This window comes from Streptomyces sp. NPDC012466, from assembly GCF_042955215.1.
In the GTDB taxonomy this organism is placed as follows: domain Bacteria; phylum Actinomycetota; class Actinomycetes; order Streptomycetales; family Streptomycetaceae; genus Streptomyces.
In genome coordinates this window covers 228,480-251,136 of the sequence record NZ_JBIBEQ010000008.1, presented here as the reverse complement: position 1 = coordinate 251,136, position 22,657 = coordinate 228,480, and the positions used below count along the sequence as shown (strand labels likewise).

17 protein-coding genes and 1 pseudogene are annotated in these 22,657 nt (G+C 71.1%); 9 read left to right on the top strand and 9 right to left on the bottom strand.

All coding sequences use genetic code 11. The annotated features are described in order from the left end of the window. Positions 1–127 precede the first annotated feature (127 nt). Together ACFY9E_RS28735 and ACFY9E_RS28730 are read left to right on the top strand one after the other, a co-directional pair. Complete coding sequence (locus ACFY9E_RS28735) at positions 128–3,151, top strand: family 16 glycoside hydrolase (protein ID WP_390988783.1); 3,024 nt, start codon at positions 128–130, stop codon at positions 3,149–3,151. Between the two features lie 153 nt (positions 3,152–3,304). Then, positions 3,305–3,670 (top strand): annotated as a pseudogene (locus tag ACFY9E_RS28730) (thiol-disulfide oxidoreductase DCC family protein); the annotation flags it as partial. 149 nt (positions 3,671–3,819) lie between these two features. Here the strand turns inward: ACFY9E_RS28730 and ACFY9E_RS28725 are convergent. The 4 genes from ACFY9E_RS28725 to ACFY9E_RS28710 form a co-directional block, all read right to left on the bottom strand. Continuing rightward, positions 3,820–4,857, bottom strand: coding sequence for an SPFH domain-containing protein (locus tag ACFY9E_RS28725; RefSeq protein WP_390988781.1), 1,038 nt, complete (start codon positions 4,855–4,857; stop codon positions 3,820–3,822). Positions 4,858–4,861: 4 nt separating this feature from the next. Beyond that, positions 4,862–5,293: an NfeD family protein gene (locus tag ACFY9E_RS28720; RefSeq protein ID WP_390988779.1), complete on the bottom strand. Its 432-nt coding sequence runs from the start codon at positions 5,291–5,293 to the stop codon at positions 4,862–4,864. Between the two features lie 433 nt (positions 5,294–5,726). Next, on the bottom strand, positions 5,727–8,303 hold the full coding sequence (locus ACFY9E_RS28715; protein WP_390988777.1) for an FtsX-like permease family protein: 2,577 nt from the start codon (positions 8,301–8,303) through the stop codon (positions 5,727–5,729). Beyond that, positions 8,303–9,091, bottom strand: a complete 789-nt coding sequence (locus ACFY9E_RS28710; protein ID WP_390988775.1) for an ATP-binding cassette domain-containing protein — start codon at positions 9,089–9,091, stop codon at positions 8,303–8,305. The genes ACFY9E_RS28715 and ACFY9E_RS28710 overlap by 1 nt, the downstream gene beginning before the upstream one ends. Positions 9,092–9,409: 318 nt before the next feature. Between ACFY9E_RS28710 and ACFY9E_RS28705 the strand changes: the two genes are divergently transcribed. From ACFY9E_RS28705 to ACFY9E_RS28685, 5 genes are all read left to right on the top strand, one after another. After that, a complete protein-coding gene (locus ACFY9E_RS28705; protein WP_390988773.1) occupies positions 9,410–10,657 on the top strand; it encodes a histidine kinase in 1,248 nt (415 codons plus the stop codon). After that, a complete protein-coding gene (locus ACFY9E_RS28700) occupies positions 10,629–11,315 on the top strand; it encodes a response regulator (RefSeq protein WP_390988771.1) in 687 nt (228 codons plus the stop codon). Before ACFY9E_RS28705 ends, ACFY9E_RS28700 begins: the two co-directional genes overlap by 29 nt. A gap of 102 nt (positions 11,316–11,417) precedes the next feature. Then, on the top strand, positions 11,418–11,699 hold the full coding sequence (locus tag ACFY9E_RS28695; RefSeq protein ID WP_390988769.1) for a hypothetical protein: 282 nt from the start codon (positions 11,418–11,420) through the stop codon (positions 11,697–11,699). Between the two features lie 145 nt (positions 11,700–11,844). After that, positions 11,845–12,774 (top strand): hypothetical protein, encoded by a 930-nt coding sequence (locus ACFY9E_RS28690; protein ID WP_390988767.1) that lies wholly within the window; start codon positions 11,845–11,847, stop codon positions 12,772–12,774. Positions 12,775–13,054: 280 nt separating this feature from the next. After that, positions 13,055–13,828 (top strand): polysaccharide deacetylase family protein, encoded by a 774-nt coding sequence (locus ACFY9E_RS28685; protein WP_390988765.1) that lies wholly within the window; start codon positions 13,055–13,057, stop codon positions 13,826–13,828. Between the two features lie 83 nt (positions 13,829–13,911). Here ACFY9E_RS28685 and ACFY9E_RS28680 read toward each other — a convergent pair whose 3' ends face one another. Beyond that, complete coding sequence (locus ACFY9E_RS28680; RefSeq protein WP_390989175.1) at positions 13,912–14,856, bottom strand: MerR family transcriptional regulator; 945 nt, start codon at positions 14,854–14,856, stop codon at positions 13,912–13,914. A gap of 122 nt (positions 14,857–14,978) precedes the next feature. On the opposite strand from ACFY9E_RS28680, the gene ACFY9E_RS28675 reads away from it, so the two are divergent. After that, positions 14,979–16,502, top strand: coding sequence for an alpha/beta hydrolase (locus ACFY9E_RS28675; protein WP_390988763.1), 1,524 nt, complete (start codon positions 14,979–14,981; stop codon positions 16,500–16,502). A 156-nt stretch (positions 16,503–16,658) separates the two neighbouring features. Next, positions 16,659–17,708: a fatty acid desaturase gene (locus tag ACFY9E_RS28670; RefSeq protein ID WP_390989173.1), complete on the top strand. Its 1,050-nt coding sequence runs from the start codon at positions 16,659–16,661 to the stop codon at positions 17,706–17,708. An 83-nt stretch (positions 17,709–17,791) separates the two neighbouring features. Here the strand turns inward: ACFY9E_RS28670 and ACFY9E_RS28665 are convergent, their stop codons facing one another. The 4 genes from ACFY9E_RS28665 to ACFY9E_RS28650 form a co-directional block, all read right to left on the bottom strand. Further along, the gene (locus ACFY9E_RS28665) at positions 17,792–19,138 is read right to left on the bottom strand and encodes a phytase (protein ID WP_390988761.1); all 1,347 of its coding nucleotides are present in this window, start codon (positions 19,136–19,138) and stop codon (positions 17,792–17,794) included. Positions 19,139–19,447: 309 nt separating this feature from the next. Beyond that, the gene (locus ACFY9E_RS28660; protein WP_390988759.1) at positions 19,448–20,521 is read right to left on the bottom strand and encodes a helix-turn-helix domain-containing protein; all 1,074 of its coding nucleotides are present in this window, start codon (positions 20,519–20,521) and stop codon (positions 19,448–19,450) included. A 1-nt stretch (position 20,522) separates the two neighbouring features. Then, positions 20,523–21,461: a helix-turn-helix domain-containing protein gene (locus ACFY9E_RS28655; protein ID WP_390988757.1), complete on the bottom strand. Its 939-nt coding sequence runs from the start codon at positions 21,459–21,461 to the stop codon at positions 20,523–20,525. A gap of 193 nt (positions 21,462–21,654) precedes the next feature. Then, entirely contained in the window at positions 21,655–22,641 is a 987-nt protein-coding gene (locus tag ACFY9E_RS28650; protein WP_390988755.1) for an alpha/beta hydrolase fold domain-containing protein, read from the bottom strand. Between the last annotated feature and the right edge of the window lie 16 nt (positions 22,642–22,657).

Here is a 22,657-nt window from a genome sequence, read left to right as displayed (position 1 = left end):
AACACACCGATGACAAAGTATGGACATGACAAGCGAAAGTCTCCTACCTTTGCGGCGCAACCAGCGCTCCACCCCGTGAGAGACCGGAACGATCCGGCACGGTCCGGTCCCCAGCACAGGAGGACCAATGCGCCAACGACCCTTCTCCCGAACCCGAAGACGCTTCTCCGCACTGCTCACGTCGGCCCTCGTGTCCGGCGTGGTCCTCGCCGCTCCTGCGGCCGAAGCCGCCCCCTCCCCCACGGCTGCCGCCGACATACCGCCGCAGGAGCCCGGAGTCACGCTGCGCGTCTACGACGTCCAGGCTCCACTCAGCAAGCTGTGCACCCTCAAGCCGGGGCAGACGCCCAACCACGACAAGGTCATGCCCACCGTCGACTGGTCCACGGCCGCCGACTTCGGCGGGTTCGAGGACCGGTTCGTCTCGGAGGCGACCGGCTATCTGATCGCCCCGCGCGACGGGTCGTACGTGTTCCGCCTCACCAGCGACGACGGCTCCCGGCTGTCGCTCGACGGCTCCCCGCTGATCGACCACGACGGTCTGCACGGCGCCGAACCGAAGGACGGCACCGTCCATCTCACCGCCGGTCCCCACCCCTTGCGCGTCGACCACTTCGAACGCGACGGCGGGCAGCAGGTGCAGCTGTCCTGGAAACCGCCGGGCGAGAGCGAGTTCACCGTCGTGCCACGCGAGGCACTGAGCACCGACGCCGGTGTGGTCCGGGTGACCGCGCCGGGCCGCAAGGAGTGCGAGGCGAGCGGGGACTCCCCCGGTGATGGACTGCCCCTCACCTCCGTACGTCCCGACCTCGACCTCACGGATCTGCGCCCCGACGGTTTCGAGCCACAGGTCAGCGGCATGGACTGGCTGCCCGACGGGCGACTGGCCATCAGCACCTGGGGCGGCAGTGACAACGTTGCCGGTGAGGTGTACCTGCTCGACAACGTCACCGGCCGCACCAGCCGCGACAAGGTCACCGTCAAGAAGGTGGCCGAAGGGCTGCGCGAGCCCATGGGGATCACGTACGTCGACGGTTCCCTGTACGTCTCGCAGAAGCACGAACTGACCCGGCTGGTCGACGAGGACGGCGACGATGTCACCGACACGTACCGCACGGTCGCCACATGGCCCTACGGGGGCAACTTCCACGAGTTCGCGTTCGGTCTGCTCTACCGCGACGGGTACTTCTACGTGAACCTCTCCGTCGCCATCGACTACGGCGGCGCGACCACCACTCCGCAACCCGCTCCCGGCCGCGGAACCACGTACAGGATCAGCAAGAAGACGGGCCGGATCAGCCCGGTCGCGGGCGGGCTGCGCACCCCCAACGGGATCGGATGGGGCCCGGACGGCGGCCTGTTCACCACCGACAACCAGGGCGGCTGGCTCCCTTCGTCGAAGCTGGTCCAGATCAAGCAGGACCGCTTCTTCAACCACTACACCGAGCCCGCCGGCCCCTTCGAGTCCTCCCCCGTCACCGCGCCGGTGCTCTGGCTGCCGCAGAACGAGATCGCCAACTCCCCCTCGACACCGTTGTACTTGAAGAAGGGGCAGTTCGCGGGCCAGATGCTGATCGGAGACGTCACCTACGGCGGCCTCCAGCGCGCCTACCTGGAGAAGGTGAAGGGCCAGTACCAGGGCGCGGTCTTCCGCTACACCCAGGGACTGGAAGCCGGCGTCAACCGCCTCACCCTCGGCCCCGACGGCGCCGTCTACGCCGGCGGGCTCGGCGCCGACGGCAACTGGGGCCAGGAGGGCAAACTCCGGTTCGGGCTGCAGAAACTGACGCCCAACGGCGGCAACACCTTCGACATCAAGACCATGCGTGCCGTCCCGGGCGGCTTCGACCTGACGTACACCCAGCCGGTGTCCGAGCAGACCGCCGCACAACTGGCCGCGCGCTACCAGGTCGAGCAGTGGCGCTACACCCCGACCACCGACTACGGCGGCCCGAAGATCGCCGAGGAGAGGCTCGCCGTGCGTGCGGCGACGCTCGCCGACGACGGCCGTACCGTCCGGCTGCGGACGGACGGACTCAAACCCGGTTACGTGGTGCACGTGCGCTCCCCGCGCCCCTTCACCTCGGCCTCCGGTGAGGCGCTGTGGAGCACCGAGGCCTGGTACACGCTCAACGCGATGCCCGGGAAGCAGCCGCCGGCCGCCACCCTGTACGAGGCGGAGGAGGCCCGGCTGACCGGTACGGCCGGGATCAACACCGACCACGCGGGCTACTCCGGCAGCGGTTTCGTCGACCGTTACGCCACCGAGGGCAAGGCCGCCACGACGTTCGACGTGACCGTCCCGAAGAGCGGCACGTACGACGTGAATCTGCGCTACTCCAACGGCCCGAACCCGTTCGCCGGCACCAAGTCGCTGTCCCTGTACGCCGATGGGAAGAAGGTTCGGCAGACCCGGCTGCCCTCCACCGGGGACTGGGACTCGTGGTCCACCCGGACCGAGCCGCTGGCCCTGCGCGCCGGCCTGAACTCCCTCTCCTACCGGTTCGATCCCGGCGACACCGGTCATGTCAACCTCGACCTGATCACCGTGCATCCGCGCGGCGCCGGGGTGTCTCTCTTCGACGGCACCGCCGATTCGCAGTCCCAGTGGCAGCACACGGACGGGCGGAAGGTGGGGTGGCCGTTGACGGAGGAGAAGTCGATGGAGGTGTGCTGCGGCGACATCCGCAGCAAGGACGCCTACCAGGACTTCTCACTCCATGTGGAGTTCCGCGTCCCTCTGCTGCCACCGGACGTCACCGGCCAGGACCGGGGGAACAGCGGCATCTTCCTCCAGGACCGCTACGAGCTGCAGATCCTCGACTCCTACGGTGACACCTCACCGGACACCAACGAGGCCGGGGCGATCTATCTGAAGAAGGCACCCGACACGAACATGGCTACCAGGCCGGAGACCTGGCAGACCTACGACATCGTCTTCCGCGCGGCCCGCTTCGACGACAGCGGAAACAAGACCGCCGACGCCCGGGTGACGGTCGTGTGGAACGGCAAGAAGGTCCACGACGACCTCGTCCTCGACGGACCCACCGCCTCGGGCCGGTCCGAGACACCAGCGGCGGGAGCGATACGGCTGCAGGACCACGGCAACAAGGTCCGTTTCCGCAACATCCAGGTGCGACCTGTGCAGTGAGCCGTCACTGACAGGGTTCGGCCCAGTGGACGGGAGGGGGCTGGTGGCGTCGGCCACCGGCCCCTGCTCGAGCACCGGCCCCCTGCTGGGCACGCCCCCTTCCGGTCGTCCGACCGTCCGCCGGACGGGATGCGGGTGCGGCACGATGGAAGCGTGCGGATGCGACCGGTGCTGATCTTCGACGGGGACTGCGGCTTCTGCACCAGGTCGGTGGGCGTCGTCCAGCGTCTGGTGCGGCCACGGTGCGATGCCGTGGCGTGGCAGCACGCGGATCTCGCGTCGCTCGGCGTCACTGCGGAGCGTGCCCGGTACGAGGCCCTGTGGGTGACACCCACCGGGCGGGCGTACGGCGGTGTGCAGGCCGTGGCGAGGATCCTGCTGAGCGGGGGCGGCGTGTGGTCCGTCGTGGGAGCGGTCCTGACTCTGCCGCCCGTGCGCTGGGCCGCGCACGGCGTGTACCGGCTGGTGGCCGCCCACCGCGGGCGACTGCCGGGAGGGACGGCGGCATGCGCGGTACCCGGAGCGATGACGCACCGGGCGCGGCCCGCGAAGTCCTCGGCGCGTCCCGCGCCCCGGGATGTCGGGGAGCGCGACAGAGCCGGGCGGTCCGTCCTGCTGGAACGGCTGACGGGACGAGCCAGTGGCGCCGGCGGAGAGGCCGCCCGCCGTCAGCGCGGCGGGTGAGACGGGAGGGCGTCGGGGCTGGCGCCCTCGGCCTCGGCTGCGTCGGCGAGGGCCGCGGCGGCGGCTTCCTCGGCCTGGGCCTTGTCGTTGGCGGCCTGGGCGACCATGTCGTCCGGGGGTTTCTCTCGGGTGGCCGGCGACTGGGGCAGCACCTCGGTGAAGGCGCGGGACACGCCCTGGAGCGCGGCGGTGATCTCGCTGGGGATCACCCAGAAGTTGTTGCCCGAGCCTTGCGCGAGCTGGGGCAGCGTCTGGAGGTACTGGTAGGCGAGCAGCTTGGGGTCGGGGTCGTTGCGATGTACGGCCTGGAACACCTCGTCGATGGCCCGGGACTGGCCCTCGGCCTGGAGGATCGCAGCGGTACGGTTCCCCTCCGCGCGCAGGACGGCGGCCTGTTTGTCGCCTTCGGCGGTGAGGATCTGCGACTGGCGCTGCCCCTCGGCGCCGAGAATCGCGGCCCGCTTGTCCCGCTCGGCTCGCATCTGCTTCTGCATCGCGTCCTTGATGGACTGCGGAGGGTCGATGGCTTTGATCTCCACCCGGTTGACCCTCAGCCCCCACTTTCCGGTGGCCTCGTCCAGGACTCCGCGCAGCTGGCTGTTGATGGTGTCCCGTGAGGTGAGGGTCTTCTCCAGGTCCATGGATCCCACGACGTTGCGCAAGGTGGTGACGGTGAGCTGCTCGACCGCCTGAAGGAAATTCGCGATCTCGTAGAAGGCCGCTCGTGGATCGGTGACCTGGAAGTACAGAACGGTGTCGATCTCGACGACGAGATTGTCCTCGGTGATGACCGGCTGCGGCTTGAAGGAAACCACCTGTTCCCGGAGATCGATCACCGGATGAACGCGGTCGATGTAAGGGATCACGAGGCTGAGACCGGGATTCAGGGTCCGGTGGTAGCGGCCGAGGCGCTCGACATTGCGAGCGCGCGCCTGGGGCACGATACGGACCGCTCGCACCACGGTGAAAACCGCGATCAGTGCGACGATCAGGCCGGCGATCAAGAGAGCCGAGGTTTCCATGGTTTCAGTCCCGGGGGTAGACGATCGCGGTGGCGCCGCTGATCTCCATGACGTCGACGGTCTTTCCGGGGGGAATCACCAGCGTCTCGTCGTAGGCGCGGGCCGTCCACTCCTCACCGTCGATGCGGACCCTGCCTCCCAGGCCCGTTACCTCTGAGACGACGTAGGCACCCCTGCCGACCAGTGCGTCCACGCCGAATCTCTCCGTCTGAGGCTGGAGTACATGGCGCAGCGCGAGGGGGCGTACAAACAGCACGGTGACTGTGGCCACGAGGGTGAACACCAAGAACTGCAAAGGCAACGGCAGCCCGACCGCGGCGGACCCCGCCGTGACCAATGCGGCCGCACTCAGCATTCCGAGCGCGGCAGTGAGGGTGAAGATTTCCGCCGCGGCCAATACCGCTGCGATGATCAACCAGATCAGCCATGGATCCATTGCGTGCCTCTTCTGACCGGTGTGGGTGCGGAAGGGCCTGACCTCCACCATTGCACCCTGATACGGCACAGCCGGGATACCCCCGGTGAACGGGAATCCTGCCGAACGACCGGAGACCTACCGGTGCATGTGGATTCCGAGCAATACTTCGATCTTTGGGGCGATTTTACCCACCGTGAGAGATCAGTGAACCAGCTCGGGGTGGTCGGGCCGAGTACGGAAGCCGTCCATGCCTTGGGTGCGCGGCTGTGGACTCAGGGGTCGGTTGCCGGACAAAGACGCGTGGTGAAATCGCGTGCACATGACATGCTTGTCCGCCCTTGCCCGGCTCGCCGAGCCCTTGCCACGCATCCGGATCGCAGGGCCGTCCCGGCCCGCCACTGACGCGCGTCCCGCGCGCTCCCTGGTCACTCCCCCCCCGGTCACTCGCTCGTCACTCCTTCATCCCGATGGCGTCCACCGGACGGACACGGAGCATCAGGCGAGCGGGCAGCATCGCCCCGGCCATGGCCAGCAGTGCCGTCGATCCGACGATCGCGAGCCAGCCCAGCACCGGCACCGTCGGTAGCGGTCCGCCGGTCAGCGCCAGCGCGACCAGAGCCAGCGGCGGCACCGACAGCAGCGTTCCCAGGAGCCCTCCGACGGCGACCACCGTGAAGCTCTCCCGCCGCAGCATGCCCAGCACCTGCGACCGGCTGCTGCCGGTCAGCCTCAGCAGCGCGAACTCCCGGCGCCGGGAGGCGGTGTTCATCGCCTGTGTATTGACGACGGTGAGAGCGGTGTAGGCGATGATGACACCCACCACCACGTAGTTCACCCACGCCATCGCCCTCTGCTCTTCGACCTGGGCATCGGCCGCCAGTGCTCCGCTCAGCTCGGCTCCCGGATAGGTCCGTGCCAGAGCGGACAGCCGGTGTGCGATGTCGCCGGCGGCACCGGAGGCCGACCGGATCAGCACCGACTGGTCGACGCCCGCGGTGGTGTGGGACAGGAGCAGGTCGTGGTCGAAGGTGAGGTCGGCGAAGCCGAGTCCCCTGCCGTACACGGCGATCACCTCGCCGGTGAAGGGCGTCCCGTCCCCGAGGTACAGCCGCGCCCGGTCACCGACGTCGAGCCCCAGCCACGAGGCCGCCGTGGTGCTGAGAGCCACCGTGTCCGGAGCCAGAGCCGCCAGGTTCCCCCTGCGTTCGTCCAGGTCGACGGTGGCGGACAGGGCCGACGGCTGGAGTCCCTGCGCGGTCAGGGAGACGGTTTCCTCCGTGCCGAGCAGTGAACCCACACCGACCGCCTTGGACCGCACCACACCGGTGGCGGCCGTCACCCCCGGAAGCTCGGCGGCCCGGCGCGCGAGCTCCGGGGACATGCCGGTGGGAGCGGTGAGCACGTGAGCGGCGACCGTGCCGGAGCGGATCTCCTCGGTGGACCGGCTCAGCTGAGTGGTCTGGGTGAAGACGACCGTCGCCGCGAAGGAGACGGCCAGGACGAGCGGGGTGACCGCGGCCGCCGTCCGGGCGGCACGGGCGCGTGAGTTGGCCGCCGCGAGCCAGCCGGTGACACCGGTCCGGTCGAGGAGCGGGGCGAGGAGGGCCGTGGCGGTGCGGCTGATCAGCGGACCGAGGACCGCAGCGGCGATCACGAGCAGCAGGACGAGGGAGTTGGCCAGACCGACCAGGGTGAGGAAGTCGGTGCGGTAGCCGAGGCCGAGACCCACCACGCAGACGGCCGATGCGAGCAGGACACCGCCGGTGATCAGACGGCCCCTGCCGAGGCGCGCGGGCTCGGCGGAAGCCTCGCGCAGCGCCTCCGTGGGGCGGACGCGTGCAGCCCTCCGGGCGGCGACGAGGGCCGCCGCCACTGCGGTCAGGACCGTCGCACCGACGGCGGCGAGAAACGGGAGCGGGCCGACGACCGGCCGGAAGTCCGGCGGTACCAGGCCGCGTCCGGCGAACTGTCCGCTCAGCCAGTGGACCACACCGACGCCGAGCGGGCAGCCGAGCACGCCCGCGACGAGACCCGCCACCGCGGACTCCGCCGTGATCATGCGGTACAGCTGCCCAGGGGTGGTGCCGATCGCACGCAGCAGGGCCATCTCGCGATGGCGGTGGCGGACGGCGAGGGACGTCGTGGCGCACAGTACGAACACGGCCACGAGCAGCACGTTGCCGCCGATGGCGGTGGCCAGTTCCACGAGGTTGGCCGCTCCGACCGCGATGTCGGTGAATTCCGCCTCGCCGCGTCCGTCACCCGTGTACACCGCCGCGCGGTGCCCGGCCAGCACCCGTTCGACGGCGGGCACCACCTCCGAGGACGGTGTACCCGGCGTGGTGAACACGCCGAAGGCGTCGGCGGACGCACCGGACAGGGGCGCCAGCCGCTGCATCGCGGCCCCGGAGACATAGAGGACCGACTGCCGGGGAGTGCGGTCCTCGTCGAGGGCCACCAGTCCGGCCACCTTGAAGGTGAGCGGGGTGGACGAGGTCATGAGCCGCACGCTGTCGCCGGTCCGCAGCCCGGCCCGGGCCGCGAGACGGGTGTCCAGGACGATCTGCTGGGCGCCCTGGGGCGCGTGCCCTTCGGTGAGGCGGAATCCTCCCAGGACTCGGCTCGACCAGGTGTGCGCCTGTGGCACGGCGCCGTTGGCGCCGGTGACGACACGGTCCGCGGCCAGCAGACGGACCGTGACGCGGCGGTCGGGCACCACAGAGGCGACACCGTCGACCGCGGCGAGGTCGCGGGCCAGGGAGGCGTCGAGTCGTGGTCGTTCGAGCAGTGGCTGGGAACTGCGGTACTCGGTTCCGTCGGCGGACTTCACGTCGAGATCGACGGCCTGACGGCCCGCGACGATCAGCGGGGCTGTGTCGTACCGTTCGGGTGGCTGGGCGGAGCGCAGCCCGGATTCCAGGAGTACGCCGCAGGCGCTGACCACGGCCGCCCCGAGCAGGAGCGCGGCGAACGTGGCGGCGAAGGCCCCTGCGCGGGCGCGCAAGGTGGCCAGGGCGATACGCAGCATCAGTGGGTCCTCCGCAGCTCGGTCATGACGCTCTTGACCTGCGCGGCGGACGGCGCGTCCACACGGCGGACCACGCGTCCGTCGGCGAGGAAGACGACCTGGTCGGTGCGCTGGGCGGCGACCGGGTCGTGCGTGACCATCACCACGGTCTGGTGCAGGTCGGTCACCGCCTGCCGGAGCAGCCCGAGGATGTCGTCGGCCGTGTCCGGGTCGAGTGCGCCGGTCGGCTCGTCCGCGAAGATCACTTCAGGGCGGGTGATGAGGGCGCGGGCGATGGCGACCCGCTGCTGCTGCCCGCCGGACAGCTCCGAGGGGCGGCGGCCGAGCAGACCCGCGAGTCCGACCGCGGCCGTGACACCGCGGACCGAGTCGTGGTCGGTCCCCGTTCCGGCCAGCCGCAGCGGCAGGGTGATGTTCTGCTCCACGGTGAGCGACGGCAGCAGGTTGAAGGCCTGGAAGACGAACCCGATACGGGTCCGGCGGAACCGGGTGAGCCGCCTCTCGTCCAGGTCGCCGAGGTCCTGCCCGCCGAGCTGCACCGTTCCGGAGGTCGGCCGGTCGAGCCCGGCGGCGCAGTGCAGGAAGGTGCTCTTGCCGGAGCCGGACGGGCCCATGACGGCGGTGAAACCGCCGGCGGCGATGCCGGTGCTGACGTCGTCGAGTGCGACGACCGCGGACGACCCGCGGCCGTACGTCTTGGTCACCTTGGTCAGCCGTACGGCGGTTCCTGACGGATCGATGCCGACGGGGGCGCCGGGGGGCGCTTGCCGAGTGCGTGCTCCGAGCATGTGGGACCTCTGGGTCGTTCGGGGTGATGGGTCCTTCCAGTCCACCGGCGTCCGAGGTCCGGAGCCTCCGTCCTCACGTCGAATCCGGCCCTCCGCCCGGCGAGTGAGGGAGGCGGCCGCTTCCACCGTCCGGACGAGGCCGCGTGGCGTGCCACCACGCCGTGCGCGACGCGTCTCCTCCTCACGGAGGAGACCGGGAGGAGGAAGGCGGGCGGCGGGACTCAGACCTCAGGGTGGGCAGGCAGGGTGAGCAGGCCCTTTACCGTGGGGGGCATGAGAGAACCGGGGTCACTCGCAGGCCGCCAGGTGCCTGCCGCGGTGACGGACGTGACCCTGGCCGTCCTGGCGGCGGCCGCGTGCCTGGCACTGCCGAAGGCGATCCCCCCGGACGGCGTCCCGCTGCGACAGCCGGACCAGTGGTGGCTCGTCCTGGTGCTGCTGACCACGCTGCCCCTCGCCGTGCACCGTCGTGTGCCGCTGGCCGGCCTGCTGGTCATGGCGGCCGCGTCCGGGACACTGCAGTACCTGGATTACATCCCCCAACTCGCCGGGCCGGACGGCACGTCGATCGGCCCCACCTACCTGTCCGTGGCCATCGCCGTGTATCTCACGGCCGTACGGGGCGCGCCACGCGTCACGGCCTTCGTCGCGGCCGTGTTCATTCCGCTCAGCGCGCTGACGGAGGCGTTCCTCGCGCCGAGGGGGCATCGGCTCGCGGCGTTGCTGACCGATGCCGTGCTCCTGCTGGCGGCGTGGGCCCTGGGCCGGCTCTCGCGGGCCCGGACGGCCGTCCGGGACGAGGCCATGCAGCGCGCCGCGGCCCTGGAACGCGAGCAGGCCGCCACCGCGCGCGCCGCGGTGATGCAGGAGCGCGCGCGGATCGCCCGTGAACTGCACGACATCGTGGCCCACAACGTGAGCCTCATGGTGGTGCAGACCATCGCGGCCGACCGGGTCCAGGACCGGTCACCCGACAAGGCCCACGAGTTGCACGCCACCGTCGAGCAGACGGGCCGGGACACCGTCACCGAGCTGCGTCGGCTGCTGGACGTGCTGCGCACGGACGAGGAGGGGGAAGGCACACCGTCCAAGGAGCCGCCCCAGCCGACGATCGACGCCCTGCCCTCCCTCGTCGACGCCGTGCGGGCCACCGGTCTGGACGTCGACTACGAGGTCTCCGGCTCCGTGGTGGCGCTGCCCGCCGGGTACCAGCTGACGGTGTACCGCATCGTGCAGGAGGCGCTCACCAACACCGTCAAGCACGCGGGCGCGACGCGTACCCGGGTGCGTCTGCTGTGGGAGGAGGAACCGGAACGGCTGCACGTCCGCGTCTGTGACGACGGACCGCGGGACGCGGCGGGGACCCCCGAGCCCGGGTACGGTTCCGGTCATGGTCTGCTGGGGATGCGGGAGCGGATCGCCGCGACGGGCGGCACCCTGCACACCGGTCCCCGGCCGGGCGGCGGCTTCTGCGTCCACGCCGTCCTGAACCTGCCCGAGACCGACGGTCCGGCGAACAACGGAGGAACGGGGCACCATGCGGTCCATCAGCGTCCTGCTGGCTGACGATCAGCCGATGATCCGGACCGGCTTCCGGTTCATCCTGGAGGCCGAGCCGGACATCGAGGTCGTCGGAGAGGCCGCCGACGGCCGGGAGGCCGTCGAGGAGACCCGGCGGCTGTCACCGGACGTCGTCCTCATGGACATCCGCATGCCGCGGATGGACGGGGTCGAGGCGACCCGTCTGATCGCCGAGAGCGGCCTGCCCAGCCGGGTCGTCATCCTGACCACGTTCGACCTCGACGAGCACGTGGTCGACGCCCTGCGGGCCGGGGCGAGCAGCTTCCTCGTGAAGGACGGTCCCGCCGATTCCCTGGTCTCGGCCATCCGCACGGTCGCCGCCGGCGAGGCCGTGCTCGCCCCCCGGGTCACCCGGCGTCTGCTGGAGCGTTTCGCCGGCCTGCCCTCGGAGTCCCCGCCGCCGGTCCCGCCGCGCCTGGATGTGCTCACCGGCCGCGAACTGGACGTGCTGCGGACTCTGGCGCGTGGTCTGTCCAACGCCGAGATCGCCGTCGAGCTGAACATCGGCGAGACGACGGTGAAGACGCATGTCGCCCACATCCTCGAGAAGTTCCGCCTGCGCGACCGCGTGCAGGCGGTGATCCTCGCCTACGATTCGGGACTGGTCTCCCCGCGTCCGGCCCGCGGACCCGAACCGTCCTGACCGGCGGGGCCCGGGCTCCGCCCGGCCCGGAGTCTTCTCCTCCTCATCCCGTACGCCGCCGCGCCATGCGGCGCGTGCCCGTCACACACAAGGGAGAGTGTCATGTACACCCTGATAGGCCTGCTCGTCGTCCTCGTCGGACTGACCACCATCGCGACCGTGGAGAGCCGGGCCCGTCGGCTGGACCGGCGGATGGCCCGTCTGGAGCACAGGCTCGGCCTCCTCATGAACCACCATGGCGTGCCGGACGACGACCCCGCCCTGGCGGAAGTGGCGGCCCTCGTACATGCCGGACAGCACATCCCAGCGATCAAGAAGTACCGCGAGGCCACCGGCGCCGGGCTGCTGGAGGCCAAGCAAGCGGTGGACCGCCTGAAGGCATAGCGGCAAGGAAGAGCGGCGAGCCGGCGCGGACACCTCGTGCAGAGGATCCGCCGAGGTGACCGGTGGTGGCCGAAGCAGTCATCCGAACGGAGATCGAGCGCTGATGAACCGACCGACACCGAGTCGGCGGGAAAGCGTCGCGGGAGTGCCCGGGAAATCCGTCTTCGCCGCCGTGCGGCGGCAGAGTGGATCCCTGCCACTGATCATCCTCGGCACCGTCGCACTTGCCGCTGTGACGGGACTGCTGGCGACGGTGCTGGCCTTCGCCCTGGCCCGGCCCCAGTTCGCGCAGGCGTGGCACGACAAGCTCGCGGCCGAACAGGCCGAAGACCCCAACTTCGCCCATCCCGAAGCGGTGCTGCTGCCGGCCCTCGGTGCACTGCCCGCCCTGTTGCTGAGCGCCGGCCTCGTCGGCGCGGTGCTGCAGGCGGCGTGCACGGTGTGCGTCACCACCGCGCAGGAACGCCCGTCCATGGGAGCTCGCCGCCTGTGGCGGCGGACCCGGCCCCGGATACCGGGGGTCGCGGCGGTCTGCGTACTGCGCGGCGTCCTGGTGCTGTCGGCGGTGCTGGCGAACGGCGCCCTCTGTGTCGGACTGGGCATCGCGGTGGACACGTTCACCGGAATCGACCCGTTCAGCAGCGAAGGGCCGTTCACACCGGCCGGGATCACCCTGATGCTCGCCCCGAGCGCGGTCCTGCTCCGCGCGGGCTTCCTGCTCGCGCCGGCCGCCTGCGCCGTGGACGGCCTCGCACCCCGCGCCGCGCTGCGGCGGTCGTGGTCGCTGATGCGGCAACGGGCCGCCTTGCCCTGGCTGTTGGGTGCCTGCGTGCTCAGTGCCGCTTGCGCGGGCGCCGTCTGGCTGCTGGTTCAGCAGGTCGCCGCGCCGCTGCACACCGCCGCGCGGGAGGCGGTCCTGGCCGACCTCACCCGCAACACCTACGTCGCCCACGCCGCCGGAGCGCTCACCCCGCCGGCGACGGCAGCGCTCCTGTGGACCGCAGTCGCCCTGGCACCGGCGCACACCTACCTCACGGCCGCCTACCTCCGTCTGCGCACCGACGCGGGGAAGTGAGCCCACGGCCACGCATCCGCCGCCGCGGACGCCGCTGACCTCGCGCGGCAGGCGTCGTCGACGCGATCGGCGAAGGGTCGAGGATGTGGGATCGACTGCGGGCTGTCGCTTCCCGGTGGGATGCGGAGCCGGCGGCCGCTGCTCGCCGGCTTGTCCGTGACTCCCTGCGGAACTGTCCGAGATCCGTAACGGACGGATCCCCCAGCCGCCGTCCTTCGTCCTGTCAGGTGGCCGCAGGTGGCCGGGGATGGGCGAGGAACTTCGACGGAGCGGGGCGGGCATGGCGCGGCACAGTGGTGGGCGGGGCTGGTACGGCAAGGTGCTCGGGGCGGCGCTCGGTGTGACGGTGCTGGCCACCGGCGCCTCGGTGTGGACCGCGCAGGCCGGTGCCCCCGGCACTTCAACGCCGAAGGCGACGGCCTCCGTCTCGCCCGGCGGGGGCGCCAAGCCGGTCGCCGCCACCATCGCGCATGCCTCGGAGAAGGGGGCACGCGGCGTCAACATCACCATCGACGACGGCCCCGACCCCCTCTGGACACCTCAAGTGCTGGACGTACTACGGGTGTACGGGGTGAAAGCCACCTTCTGCATGGTGGGGACGCAGGCACAGGCCCACCCGGACCTGGTGAAGAAGGTGGTCGCGGCCGGGCATCGCCTGTGCGACCACTCCGTGTCGCACGACACCGCCATGGACAAGAACTCCCAGGCCTACCAGTCCCGGCAGATCCTCGACGCCGAACGCATGATCACCAAGGCGTCCGGGGGCGTCCGGCCGATGTATTACCGGGCTCCCGGAGGAGCCTTCACTCCGTACAGCCGCAAGCTCGCCGCCTCCCGCGGGATGCGCCCCCTGGGCTGGAACGTGGACACCAAGGACTTCGAGCGGCCTGGCACGGACGCCATCGTCGCCACCGTGGAGCGGGAACTGCCCAACGGGCCGACGCTCCTCTTCCACGACGCGGGCGGGGACCGGTCCCAGACCGTCGAGGCGCTGCGGCGGATCCTCCCCTGGCTCGAGGAACAGGGCTACTCCTGTGGCTTCCCGGTGCGTTGAGCGGCTCTTCCGACGGGCCGGGGGCCGGTTGTCCGGCCCTCCGCAGGCGGCCGGCATCCGCCGGGTGCCTCATGGGACGTGACTCACGCCGTTTCGGCGTTGTCCCGCTGCAGTGCCGCGCGCAGCCAGTCGTCCGCGGAGCCCGGAGTCGGCCGCGGGCGGCCGCCCGGCGGAGTCAGGACGATGGCGGCGAGTTCCCAGTACCGGTCCAGGCGCGGCTCGGCCGATAGCCGGGCCGCCAGCAAGCGGCGGAAGTCGTGGGTGTCGCGGCTGCGGTAGGCGCTCGCGTATGCCGCGACGTAGGCGTCCAGCGCCTCGCCGGGATGCGGGTCTCGTGCCCGGCGCAGGTGCGGGGCCGCAAGTTCGAATGCTTCGACGAGGCCCCCGTACAGCAGGGCGGCGCCGCCGGCCCCCGCCACTCGGTGCACCTCCGGTTGGGGCTGCCGACCGCCCGGGCAGGGAGCCGTCGTCATGGCGTTCAGCCGGGCGAAGGCGAGTACCTGGGACGGGTGCGGGTCGTCGGGCGGCTGGGGGACGGCCACCTCCAGGAATGCCGCGGTTGCCGGGCGCGGCATCCGCGGTGGCAGCCAGGTGCGCCAGAACCTGGCCAGGGGTGCGGTGCTCGGCGGCGTGCTCAGCATGCTGAGCAGCCTGAGCCGACCGGCACGCTGAGCCGGCGGGCAGTCCCGCACCAGCTGGAGTGCCGCCTCCCGCCAGCGCAGGGTCTTCACCTCACTGCCGAGCTCACGCAGGCGGCTGTCTACGGCGTTCTCCAGTGCACGGCCGGTCGCGTCTTCGTCCTCGAGGATGCGGCGTACCTCGGGCAGGGGCAGGTCAAGGCCGCGCAGGGAGCGGATCAGCTGCAGGCGTTCCAGTGCCTGGGCGCCGTAGCGGCGGTGTCCGCCACTGCTGCGGGCGGCTTCGGGGAGCAGGCCCTGGTCGGAGTAGAAGCGGACGGTCTTCACGGTGGCACCGGCGCGTTCGGCGAGCTCTCCGATGCTCCACAACGGCTCGGGTGACGTGGACAGTTGAACCTCCCTTAAGGGGAGTTCCTACGGTACCGGTGCCCGGGCCGGGCACACGCCGCGGCCCGCGGACGATGGCGTACGCGACCGGCGCGGCGCCATGTGACGGACCCGGGGAGGGCTTTGTGCAGGTGTTCATCTTGGTGGCGGGTGCGTTCACCGGGGCCCATGTCTGGCAGGAGACGGCCGCGCGGCTGACCGCGGCGGGCAGCTCGGCGCACGCGGTCCCGCTGACCGGCATCGACCCGGCCCGGCCCGCCGCGCCGGCGCACGTCGGACTCGAGACGCACATCGAGGACGTGATCGCGGCGATCGACGCGGTGGACGTGACATCCGGGCGGGAGATCGTGCTCGTCGGTCACGACTACGGGATCCATCCGGTGCTCGGCGCCGCCGATCGGCGGGCGGAACGCATCGCACGCGTCGTGTACCTGGACTGCGGAATGCCGCAGAACGGCGTGCCGGCGCTGGCCGCCGTGCCGGACCAGGCACTGCGCGCGCGGCTGGCCGAACGCGCCGAGGCAGGCGAGCGCGAGGGGGTGCTTCCCGCACCGGCCCGTGACGAGTGGGAGCGCTGGGGCAGCACCGCCGACGTGAGCGAGGCGGCAATGGACCGGCTGACCGCCCTGGCAGCGCCGCAGCCGCTGGGTACCCTGCTCCAGCCGCTGCGGCTGACCGGAGCGGTGGCCGCGGTCCCCGTCACGGGCGTGCTGTGCACCCGAAACGGCGCCAGTATCGGCATGGTGCAGAGGCTCGTCGACTTCGGTGACCCCGCTCTGGCCGTCCTGACGGAACCTCAGGTCACCTTCTTCGAACTGCCCACCGGGCACTGGCCGATGCTGTCCTGCCCCGCCGCACTGGCAGACGTCCTGCTGCGGGCCGCGGCCGGTGAGGGGCACCGCCTGCGGCCGGCCGATGGCGACGCGCCGGCGCCTGCCCACCTCCGCCCGTTCCCGCTGGACGTGCCCGAGCTGCCTCGCGACCGCAAAGGTCATGTCGATCTGTACGTCCCCGACGGCGAGGGCCCGCGGCCGGCCGTGGTCTTCGTGCACGGCGGACCGGTGCCCGCCGGAGCGCGGCCACGCCCGCGCGAGTGGCCGACCCTGGTGGGCTACGCCCGCCTGGCCGCCGCCGAGGGCATGGTCGGCGTGACCCTCGACCACCGCCTCCACGATGTCGCGGACTACGAACGCGCCGCCGCGGACATCGCCGCCGGGGTGGAACTGGTGCGGTCCGACGCCCGGGTGGACGCCGACCGGATCGCTCTGTGGTTCTTCTCCGGCGGGGGCCTCCTCATGACGGACTGGCTGACCCAGCCCCCCGCCTGGCTGCGCTGCCTGGCCGCTTCCTACCCCGTCCTGGCCCCTCTTCCCGCCTGGGGGATGGTCGGCAGCCGCTTCCACCCGGCCAGGGCGGTCGATCAGGCGGGGCCCCTGCCCATGGTCCTCCTCCGCGCCGGGCGGGAGACACCCGAGATCGCCGCGACCGTCGATGCGTTCGTGACCGCGGCCAAGGACTGCGCGGTGCGACTCGAACTGGTCGACGTCCCCAACGGCCACCACGGGTTCGAAACGCTCAACCCTCCAGAGGAGACCCGCCCGGCCCTGCACCATGCGATGCAGTCGGTGGTCACCCACCTGACCGGGTGACTTCCCCCAGGGGCCCAGGGGAACGGCTCGGCTCATCGGCCCCGGCTGCGGTCTTCCCCCGGAAGGATGGTGGTGCCAACTCCACCCCCTGGAAGGGGGTGGCCGCCATTCTGCCGCGGGAGAAAGATCCGGATACTGAGCCCCATGACCAAATCGATGGTGCTTCCGGTGGACCCGCCGACGCAAGGGGGACGACAGAATCAGAACAGGGGAAGCGACTTCTCCGAATTGTCTCGGCGTATAACCGAGGCCGGGCTTCTCCGGCGCCGTCCGCTGTATTACACCGTCCGTTTCGGACTGGTCGCCCTCGCTCTCGCGGGGTGTGTCGGCGCGTTTCTCGCACTGGGGGACAGCTGGGGCCAGCTGTTCGTCGCCGTCGCCCTGGCCGTGGTCTTCGGCCAGCTCGGACTGGCCGCCCACGATCTCGCCCACCAACAGGTCTTCTCCCGCCGACGGCCCAGCGAGGCAGGGGGGCTGCTGGTCGCCGACCTGTTGCTGGGCATGAGCTACGGGTGGTGGATGAACAAGCACACCCGGCACCACGCGAATCCCAATCACGAGGGGAAGGACCCGGACGTCTCACCGGACATTCTCGTCTGGTCGCGCCGGCAGGCACGCAAGGCCCGGGGTCTGCCGCGTTTCGTCGGAAAGCATCAGGCCGTACTCTTCTTCCCGCTGCTGACCCTGGAAGGCCTGAATCTGAGCTTCAGCAGTTTCCGGGCTCTGAAAAGCCGGTCGGTGAAAAGGCCCGCACTCGAGGGCACGCTGCTCGTGGCGCATTTCGTGATCTACTTCGGCGGCCTGTTCACCGTCCTCTCCCCCGCCAAGGCGCTCCTTTTCCTCGCCGTCCACCAGGGCCTGTTCGGCATCTACCTCGGCTCGGTGTTCGCACCCAACCACAAGGGGATGCCGATGATCGAAGAGGGGACCCGGCTGGACTTCCTGCGCCGCCAGGTCCTCACCTCGCGCAATGTCCGGGGCGGCGCACTGGTCGACGCCTTCATGGGCGGGCTCAACTACCAGATCGAGCATCACCTCTTCCCCAGCATGCCGACCCCCGCGCTCGCCAGGGCGCAGGTCATCACCGAGCGGTACTGCGCGGAACTGGGCATCCCGTACCACCGGACCGGGCTGATCGCCTCGCACCGGGAGGCGATGCGCCACCTCAGGAGGGTCGGCGAGCCGCTGCGCACGGCCGGGGACTGACCCGGCGGGCGCCCGGCATCGGGGGCCCGCCGCCGGGTGCCGTTCGCCACCCGGCAGCGGTGAGGTCCATGCCGGGAACGGATCTACAGGTCGGCTGCGTCCACCACGGCGCGCAGGTCGACGAACTTGAAGCCGGTCGCGGTGCGCGTGCCGCCCTCTCCGTCGGGGACCTCAGGGGTCTCGTGACCGTCCTGGACGATCAGCAGGCCGTTCGGGTAGCGGCTGCCGAGCGGTGCGTTCAGGACGGCGGCGCCATCGCACTCCTCGGACCCGTCGAGGGTCGCCGAGGCCGCGCCGACACGGAAGCCGCCCTCGTACTCGTTGTTCTCGCTGACCTCACGGTCGTACAGGGCGAAGGTGTCGTCACCCTGACTGGAGGCGAAGAGGTAGCCGTCGCCGTCCGGCTCCTGAAACAGCGTCAGGCCCTCGACGTCCGCGGAGAGCCGCTCGCCTCCGAAGCCGGGGTCGGCACCGGCCGTGCACTCCTCGGTCGCCTCGTCGTAGACGCCGGGGACGCCGTACTCGCGGACCTTGTCCACCAGGACCGGCTCGGTGGTGAGGTCGGCGCGCATCCGCCAGATGCCGATGTCCTCCTGGCCGGCGTAGAGCGTGCCGGTGGCGGGGTCCACCACCATGCCCTCCACCTGCGGGAGTTCACCGGGTTCCGCGCAGGGGGACCACATCGTGCCGTTCGGCAGGCGGAAGGACGCGGGCAGGTCGAGAGTGCGGACCTTCCGGTACGTGACGGTCCCGCTCGCGGTCGGCTTCAGCTCGACCAGCGCGAGGCGGGTCCGCTCCCGCCGGCTGACCAGCGCGTAGGTACGCCCGGTGGACTTGTCCTGCCAGGTGGCGAGGCCGTATGCGGTGCGCTGGTCGTTGATGTCCGCCTGGTCGGTGGAGAAGACCGGGGCGGCGGCCGGGTCGGTGATGTCGGTCAGCGGGCCGCCGGGCCTGGACGGGTCGATGCGGTAGATCCGCAGGCGGTCGTTGCCGCGGTCGCTGACCACGGCCACGTCGGCCCGGCCGGTGGTGGTGCGCAGACCGGTGACGAGGTCGACGTTGTTGTACCGGCCCGGTGCGTCGTCCTCCGCGGCCGGACGGGGCGCGGGCAGCGACTGCACCAGGCGGGCACCCAGGTCGTACACCCGCAGTCCGCCCTCCTTGGCGGTCGCGATGACGAGGCTGCGGCCGGGGTCGGCAGCGTTGCGCCAGATCGCCGGATCGTCGGCGTCGGAGTTGCCGCCCGCCTCGTCGTCGTAGAGGGCGGGGGTCTCGCTGGCGGGTGTCACCGTCGGCAGGCTCCCGCCGTCGGCCCCGGCCTGGGCGGGGGCCGACAGGAAGAGCGCGGCGGTGGACAGGACGAGGGCGGCGGTTCTGCATCCGATGCGGTGTGTTCTCACAAGCGCTTCCTTGATCGACGTCGTGGACATGCCGATGGTGCGGGGAGAACTTTGCGCGCAGGAGGCCGCGTTCTGTACACGTGATCACGGGAGAGCCGACTGCACGCCAACTGCCGTTCAGCGCACAACGGTAGGACACGTCGGGAAGCCGACGCAGTCGACGCCGGGCGTCGGGTCGCACCGAGAACGGGCGCAGCCGGTGAACGGGCCCCGCCCTCCACGACTGGAGCCCCGTGCCCCGGCCGCCCGTGCAACGGGATCTGCGCGCAATATCGGTCCCCGGGGCGGCCCATCACGGCCTTGCTGCCCTGGGGCAGGAAGAGGGCGGGGTAGGCCAGGTCAGCCTGCTCGGCGTTCTCCCGGGCGGCCCCGTGCCAGGCCGGTCGGAACCGGTCGGCCGTCGGCGTTCTGGCGCCGCTTCGCCTCGGCGGTCGCGCGCCACTGCGTCGGCGACATCCCGTAGGCCGTGCGAAAGGCATGGTTGAAGTGGGAGGGACTGATGAATCCCCAACGGGCGGCCACCGCGGAGATGGTGAGGTGGGCCGAGCCAGGGCGGGCCAACTCGGTTCTGCACGCGTCGAGGCGCCGTCGGCGTATCCAGCCGTTCACCGAAATGCCCTGTGCGTGGAAGAGCTTGTGCAGGTAGCGCAGGGAGATGTGATGCTCGTCGGCGAGCAGCCGCGGGGTGAGCTCTGGTTCACCGAGCCGGGTCTCGATGGTCTCCTTGATCCGGTCGAGGATTGTTTCGGGACCCGACCCGCCCGCCGCCCGGGTGTCTGTGGCGAGGAGTTCCTCGGCCAGGGTGGACAGGAGGTCCGCGACGGTGCGCGCGAGTCTCTCGCGCACGGGCGGGGAGACGGAGTCGATCTCCTGTGCCAGTCCGGACAGGAGCGGCAGTATCCGCGCGGGCGGGCCGTCCTGGGGGTCGCCGACGGCTCTCGCGGTGAGACGGCGGATCTCGGGTTCGCCCAGTCTCAGCATCGGGCGGGGCAGCATCAGGACATGGGCCCGATGAGGCTCCGGCAGAACGAGGGTGAACGGCCGGCTCGCGTCATGGAAGGCGAGGGTTCCGGAGCGCAGATGCGCGGTACGGCCGTCCTGTTCCAGGACGGCCGTACCCTCCAGCTGGATGCGGGCGAAGAGGTACGCGTGGCCGTCCGTCGCCGCGCCCTGCGCGGTCCGGACGACCTTCACGGGGCCGGACTCCTCGGTCGCCACCTGAAGTGATCCCAGCCGGTGCGCCCTGAGGAAGCCCGTCCAGGACTCCGGTTCTTCCCGCAGGGCCAGGTCCAGATCGACGTAGGCCTTCGCGAGGGCCTGCTTCCAGGCCGGCAGTCTGTCCGCGGGGCGGACCGTGTCCATGGACAGGACGACGTGCGGCGCATCAGCCGTCAGCGGTGTGTCGCCCGGCATGTCACCCGTCCTTCTCGTGGGAGCGCCGGTCGTGCTGGTGGTGCATCCACTCGGTCGGGGAGGTGCCGTACTGTCTGCGGAACACCCGCCCGAAATGGGCTGTGCTGGTGAAGCCCCAGCGTCGGGCGACGCTGCCCACACCGGCGCGCCGGGTCGTCAGCTCCCTACGGCACTCCTCCAGGCGGAGTTCTCGGATCCAGCGGCTGACCGTCGTGCCCTGCCCCGTGAACAGGCGGTGCAGGTAGCGCACCGAGATGTGGTGGGCCCGTGCGATGTACTCGGGGCCGAGCTGCGGGTCCGCCAGGTGCCAGCGGATGAACCTCTGGATACGCAGCAGCAGGACACGGTCGGCGCCGGGCAGGCTGGTCGGTTCCGCACCGACTTGCTGCGCGGCCGTGGCGGCCAGCAGATCGACGGCACTGCCGGCCAATTGCCGGGCAGCGGAGGGGGAGCAGACATCGGACGCGTCGGCCAGGCGCGACATGAACGGCGAGAGCAAAGCGGCGAGCCCGGCCTCCGGACGGATCGGCCGTGCCGTGATCTGCCTGATGTCCGCCTCCGGCAGGCCCAGACGACTGCGCGGCACGGCGTAGATCTTCAGCTGGAATCGTTGCGGGAACCGTGTGCGGGAGGGGCGAATGGTCTCGAAGAACGTGACGTCGCCCGGCCGTAGCTCGGTGGCACGGCCGTCATGCTCGATCTGGGCCAGGCCCCGGGTGAGGACGACGGCCCACACCTCGTGACCGTCGCCACGGGCGATGAAGCGAGGGGTGCGGTGGACCATCCCCGGGTCGCCCTCGACCGTGGTGATCCCGAGGTCGCCCAGGTGATCGGCGCGCATGGTGGCGTCGTACGTCCTGCCCTCCGCGCGGATCTCCATCCCGACGAGCTGGGTGAGAACGGCGTCCTGCCAGAACTCCAGACTTTCGTCGAGAGGCACGGCTCTGGTGGACAGCACCCGCCCTCGACATCGCCCTGTGGCTTCGTGGCCGTCGCGGCCGGTGTCCGCCGGGACGGAACTGAGAATCGCTGACATACCGGCCAGGGTGCCTTCGACCGGCGGCGGACGCATCAGTCGGCCGACTGGTCCTGTCCTCCCACGCCCTCCGGACGGGCTGATCCGTCAGCCGTCCTCACCGGAGGTGGCTGCGGAGGAAGGACGCACCCAGCAGCACGGCCGCCCGCGTGGGCGGGCTGTCGCGCAGCGGGTTCAGGGACACGAAGTCGTGAATGGTGCCCAGGAACCGGGCCGCGGTCACCGCGACGCCGGCGTGGCGCAGCCGATCCGCGTACCGCTCGCCCTCGTCCCGCGCCACATCCGCCTCCGCCGTGATCACCATCGTCGGCGGCAGCCCGGCGAGTTCCGCCAGACCCGCACGCAACGGGGACGCGGTCGGCTCGTCCTGCTGCCCGGAACGATCGGCGTACTGCCGCCAGTACGAGCGCAGGGCTTCCCGGGTGAGGAGATAGCCCGTGGCGAACTCCCGCTGTGAGGGGCTGTCGCAGTGGGCGTCGGTGAGGGGGTAGTACAGCAGTTGGGCGCGGACTTTCGGGCCGCTGCGCAGCTTCGCCATCAAGGTGAGGGCCGTGCCCATGGTGGCGCCCGCGCAGTCTCCGGCGACCGCCAGACGGTCGGCGTCGAGACCGAGTTCGCCGGCCTGGCGGACGATCCGGTTCATCAGGGCGTAGCACTCCTCGACGGCGACGGGGTAGCGGGCCTCCGGGGTGCGGCTGTATTCGGGGACGACGGCGGCGACGCCCGCACTGCACACCAGCTCGCTGACGAGCCGTGCATGGGTCTGGCCGTCTCCCAGCATCCACCGGCCCCCGTGAACGTAGAGCACGGCGGGCAGGGGGCCCGTCGCGCCGGCCGGCCTGAAGATCCGGAAACCCACCAGTCCCGTGGGCCCGGTGGGCGCCACGTGGAAGGCGACGTCCACGCCGAAGTCGTCGACGCGGACCGTCTGGGACTCTCGCAGGGCCTGCCGGCCGTCCTCGGGTCCCAGCTCGTGCAGAAAGGGCGGCGTCATGGCCGCGTCGACGAGCCGCTGCACCAGCGGATCGAGGATCACGGCCGATCGGGGCTGTCCGCCCGCTGCCCTGTGGGGACCCGGCTGCATCCGGTTCGCCTCTCGC

Bases quoted from the DNA above. Each gene is read 5' to 3' on its own strand.
- ACFY9E_RS28715 (WP_390988777.1), bottom strand. From the start codon at position 8,303: ATGCTGCGTATCGCCCTGGCCACCTTGCGCGCCCGCGCAGGGGCCTTC.
- ACFY9E_RS28660 (WP_390988759.1), bottom strand. From the start codon at position 20,521: ATGCCGGGCGACACACCGCTGACGGCTGATGCGCCGCACGTCGTCCTG.
- ACFY9E_RS28725 (WP_390988781.1), bottom strand. From the start codon at position 4,857: ATGGAAACCTCGGCTCTCTTGATCGCCGGCCTGATCGTCGCACTGATC.
- ACFY9E_RS28700 (WP_390988771.1), top strand. From the start codon at position 10,629: ATGCGGTCCATCAGCGTCCTGCTGGCTGACGATCAGCCGATGATCCGG.
- ACFY9E_RS28665 (WP_390988761.1), bottom strand. From the start codon at position 19,138: ATGTCCACGACGTCGATCAAGGAAGCGCTTGTGAGAACACACCGCATC.
- ACFY9E_RS28695 (WP_390988769.1), top strand. From the start codon at position 11,418: ATGTACACCCTGATAGGCCTGCTCGTCGTCCTCGTCGGACTGACCACC.
- ACFY9E_RS28650 (WP_390988755.1), bottom strand. From the start codon at position 22,641: ATGCAGCCGGGTCCCCACAGGGCAGCGGGCGGACAGCCCCGATCGGCC.
- ACFY9E_RS28720 (WP_390988779.1), bottom strand. From the start codon at position 5,293: ATGGATCCATGGCTGATCTGGTTGATCATCGCAGCGGTATTGGCCGCG.
- ACFY9E_RS28735 (WP_390988783.1), top strand. From the start codon at position 128: ATGCGCCAACGACCCTTCTCCCGAACCCGAAGACGCTTCTCCGCACTG.
- ACFY9E_RS28685 (WP_390988765.1), top strand. From the start codon at position 13,055: ATGGCGCGGCACAGTGGTGGGCGGGGCTGGTACGGCAAGGTGCTCGGG.
- ACFY9E_RS28710 (WP_390988775.1), bottom strand. From the start codon at position 9,091: ATGCTCGGAGCACGCACTCGGCAAGCGCCCCCCGGCGCCCCCGTCGGC.
- ACFY9E_RS28670 (WP_390989173.1), top strand. From the start codon at position 16,659: ATGGTGCTTCCGGTGGACCCGCCGACGCAAGGGGGACGACAGAATCAG.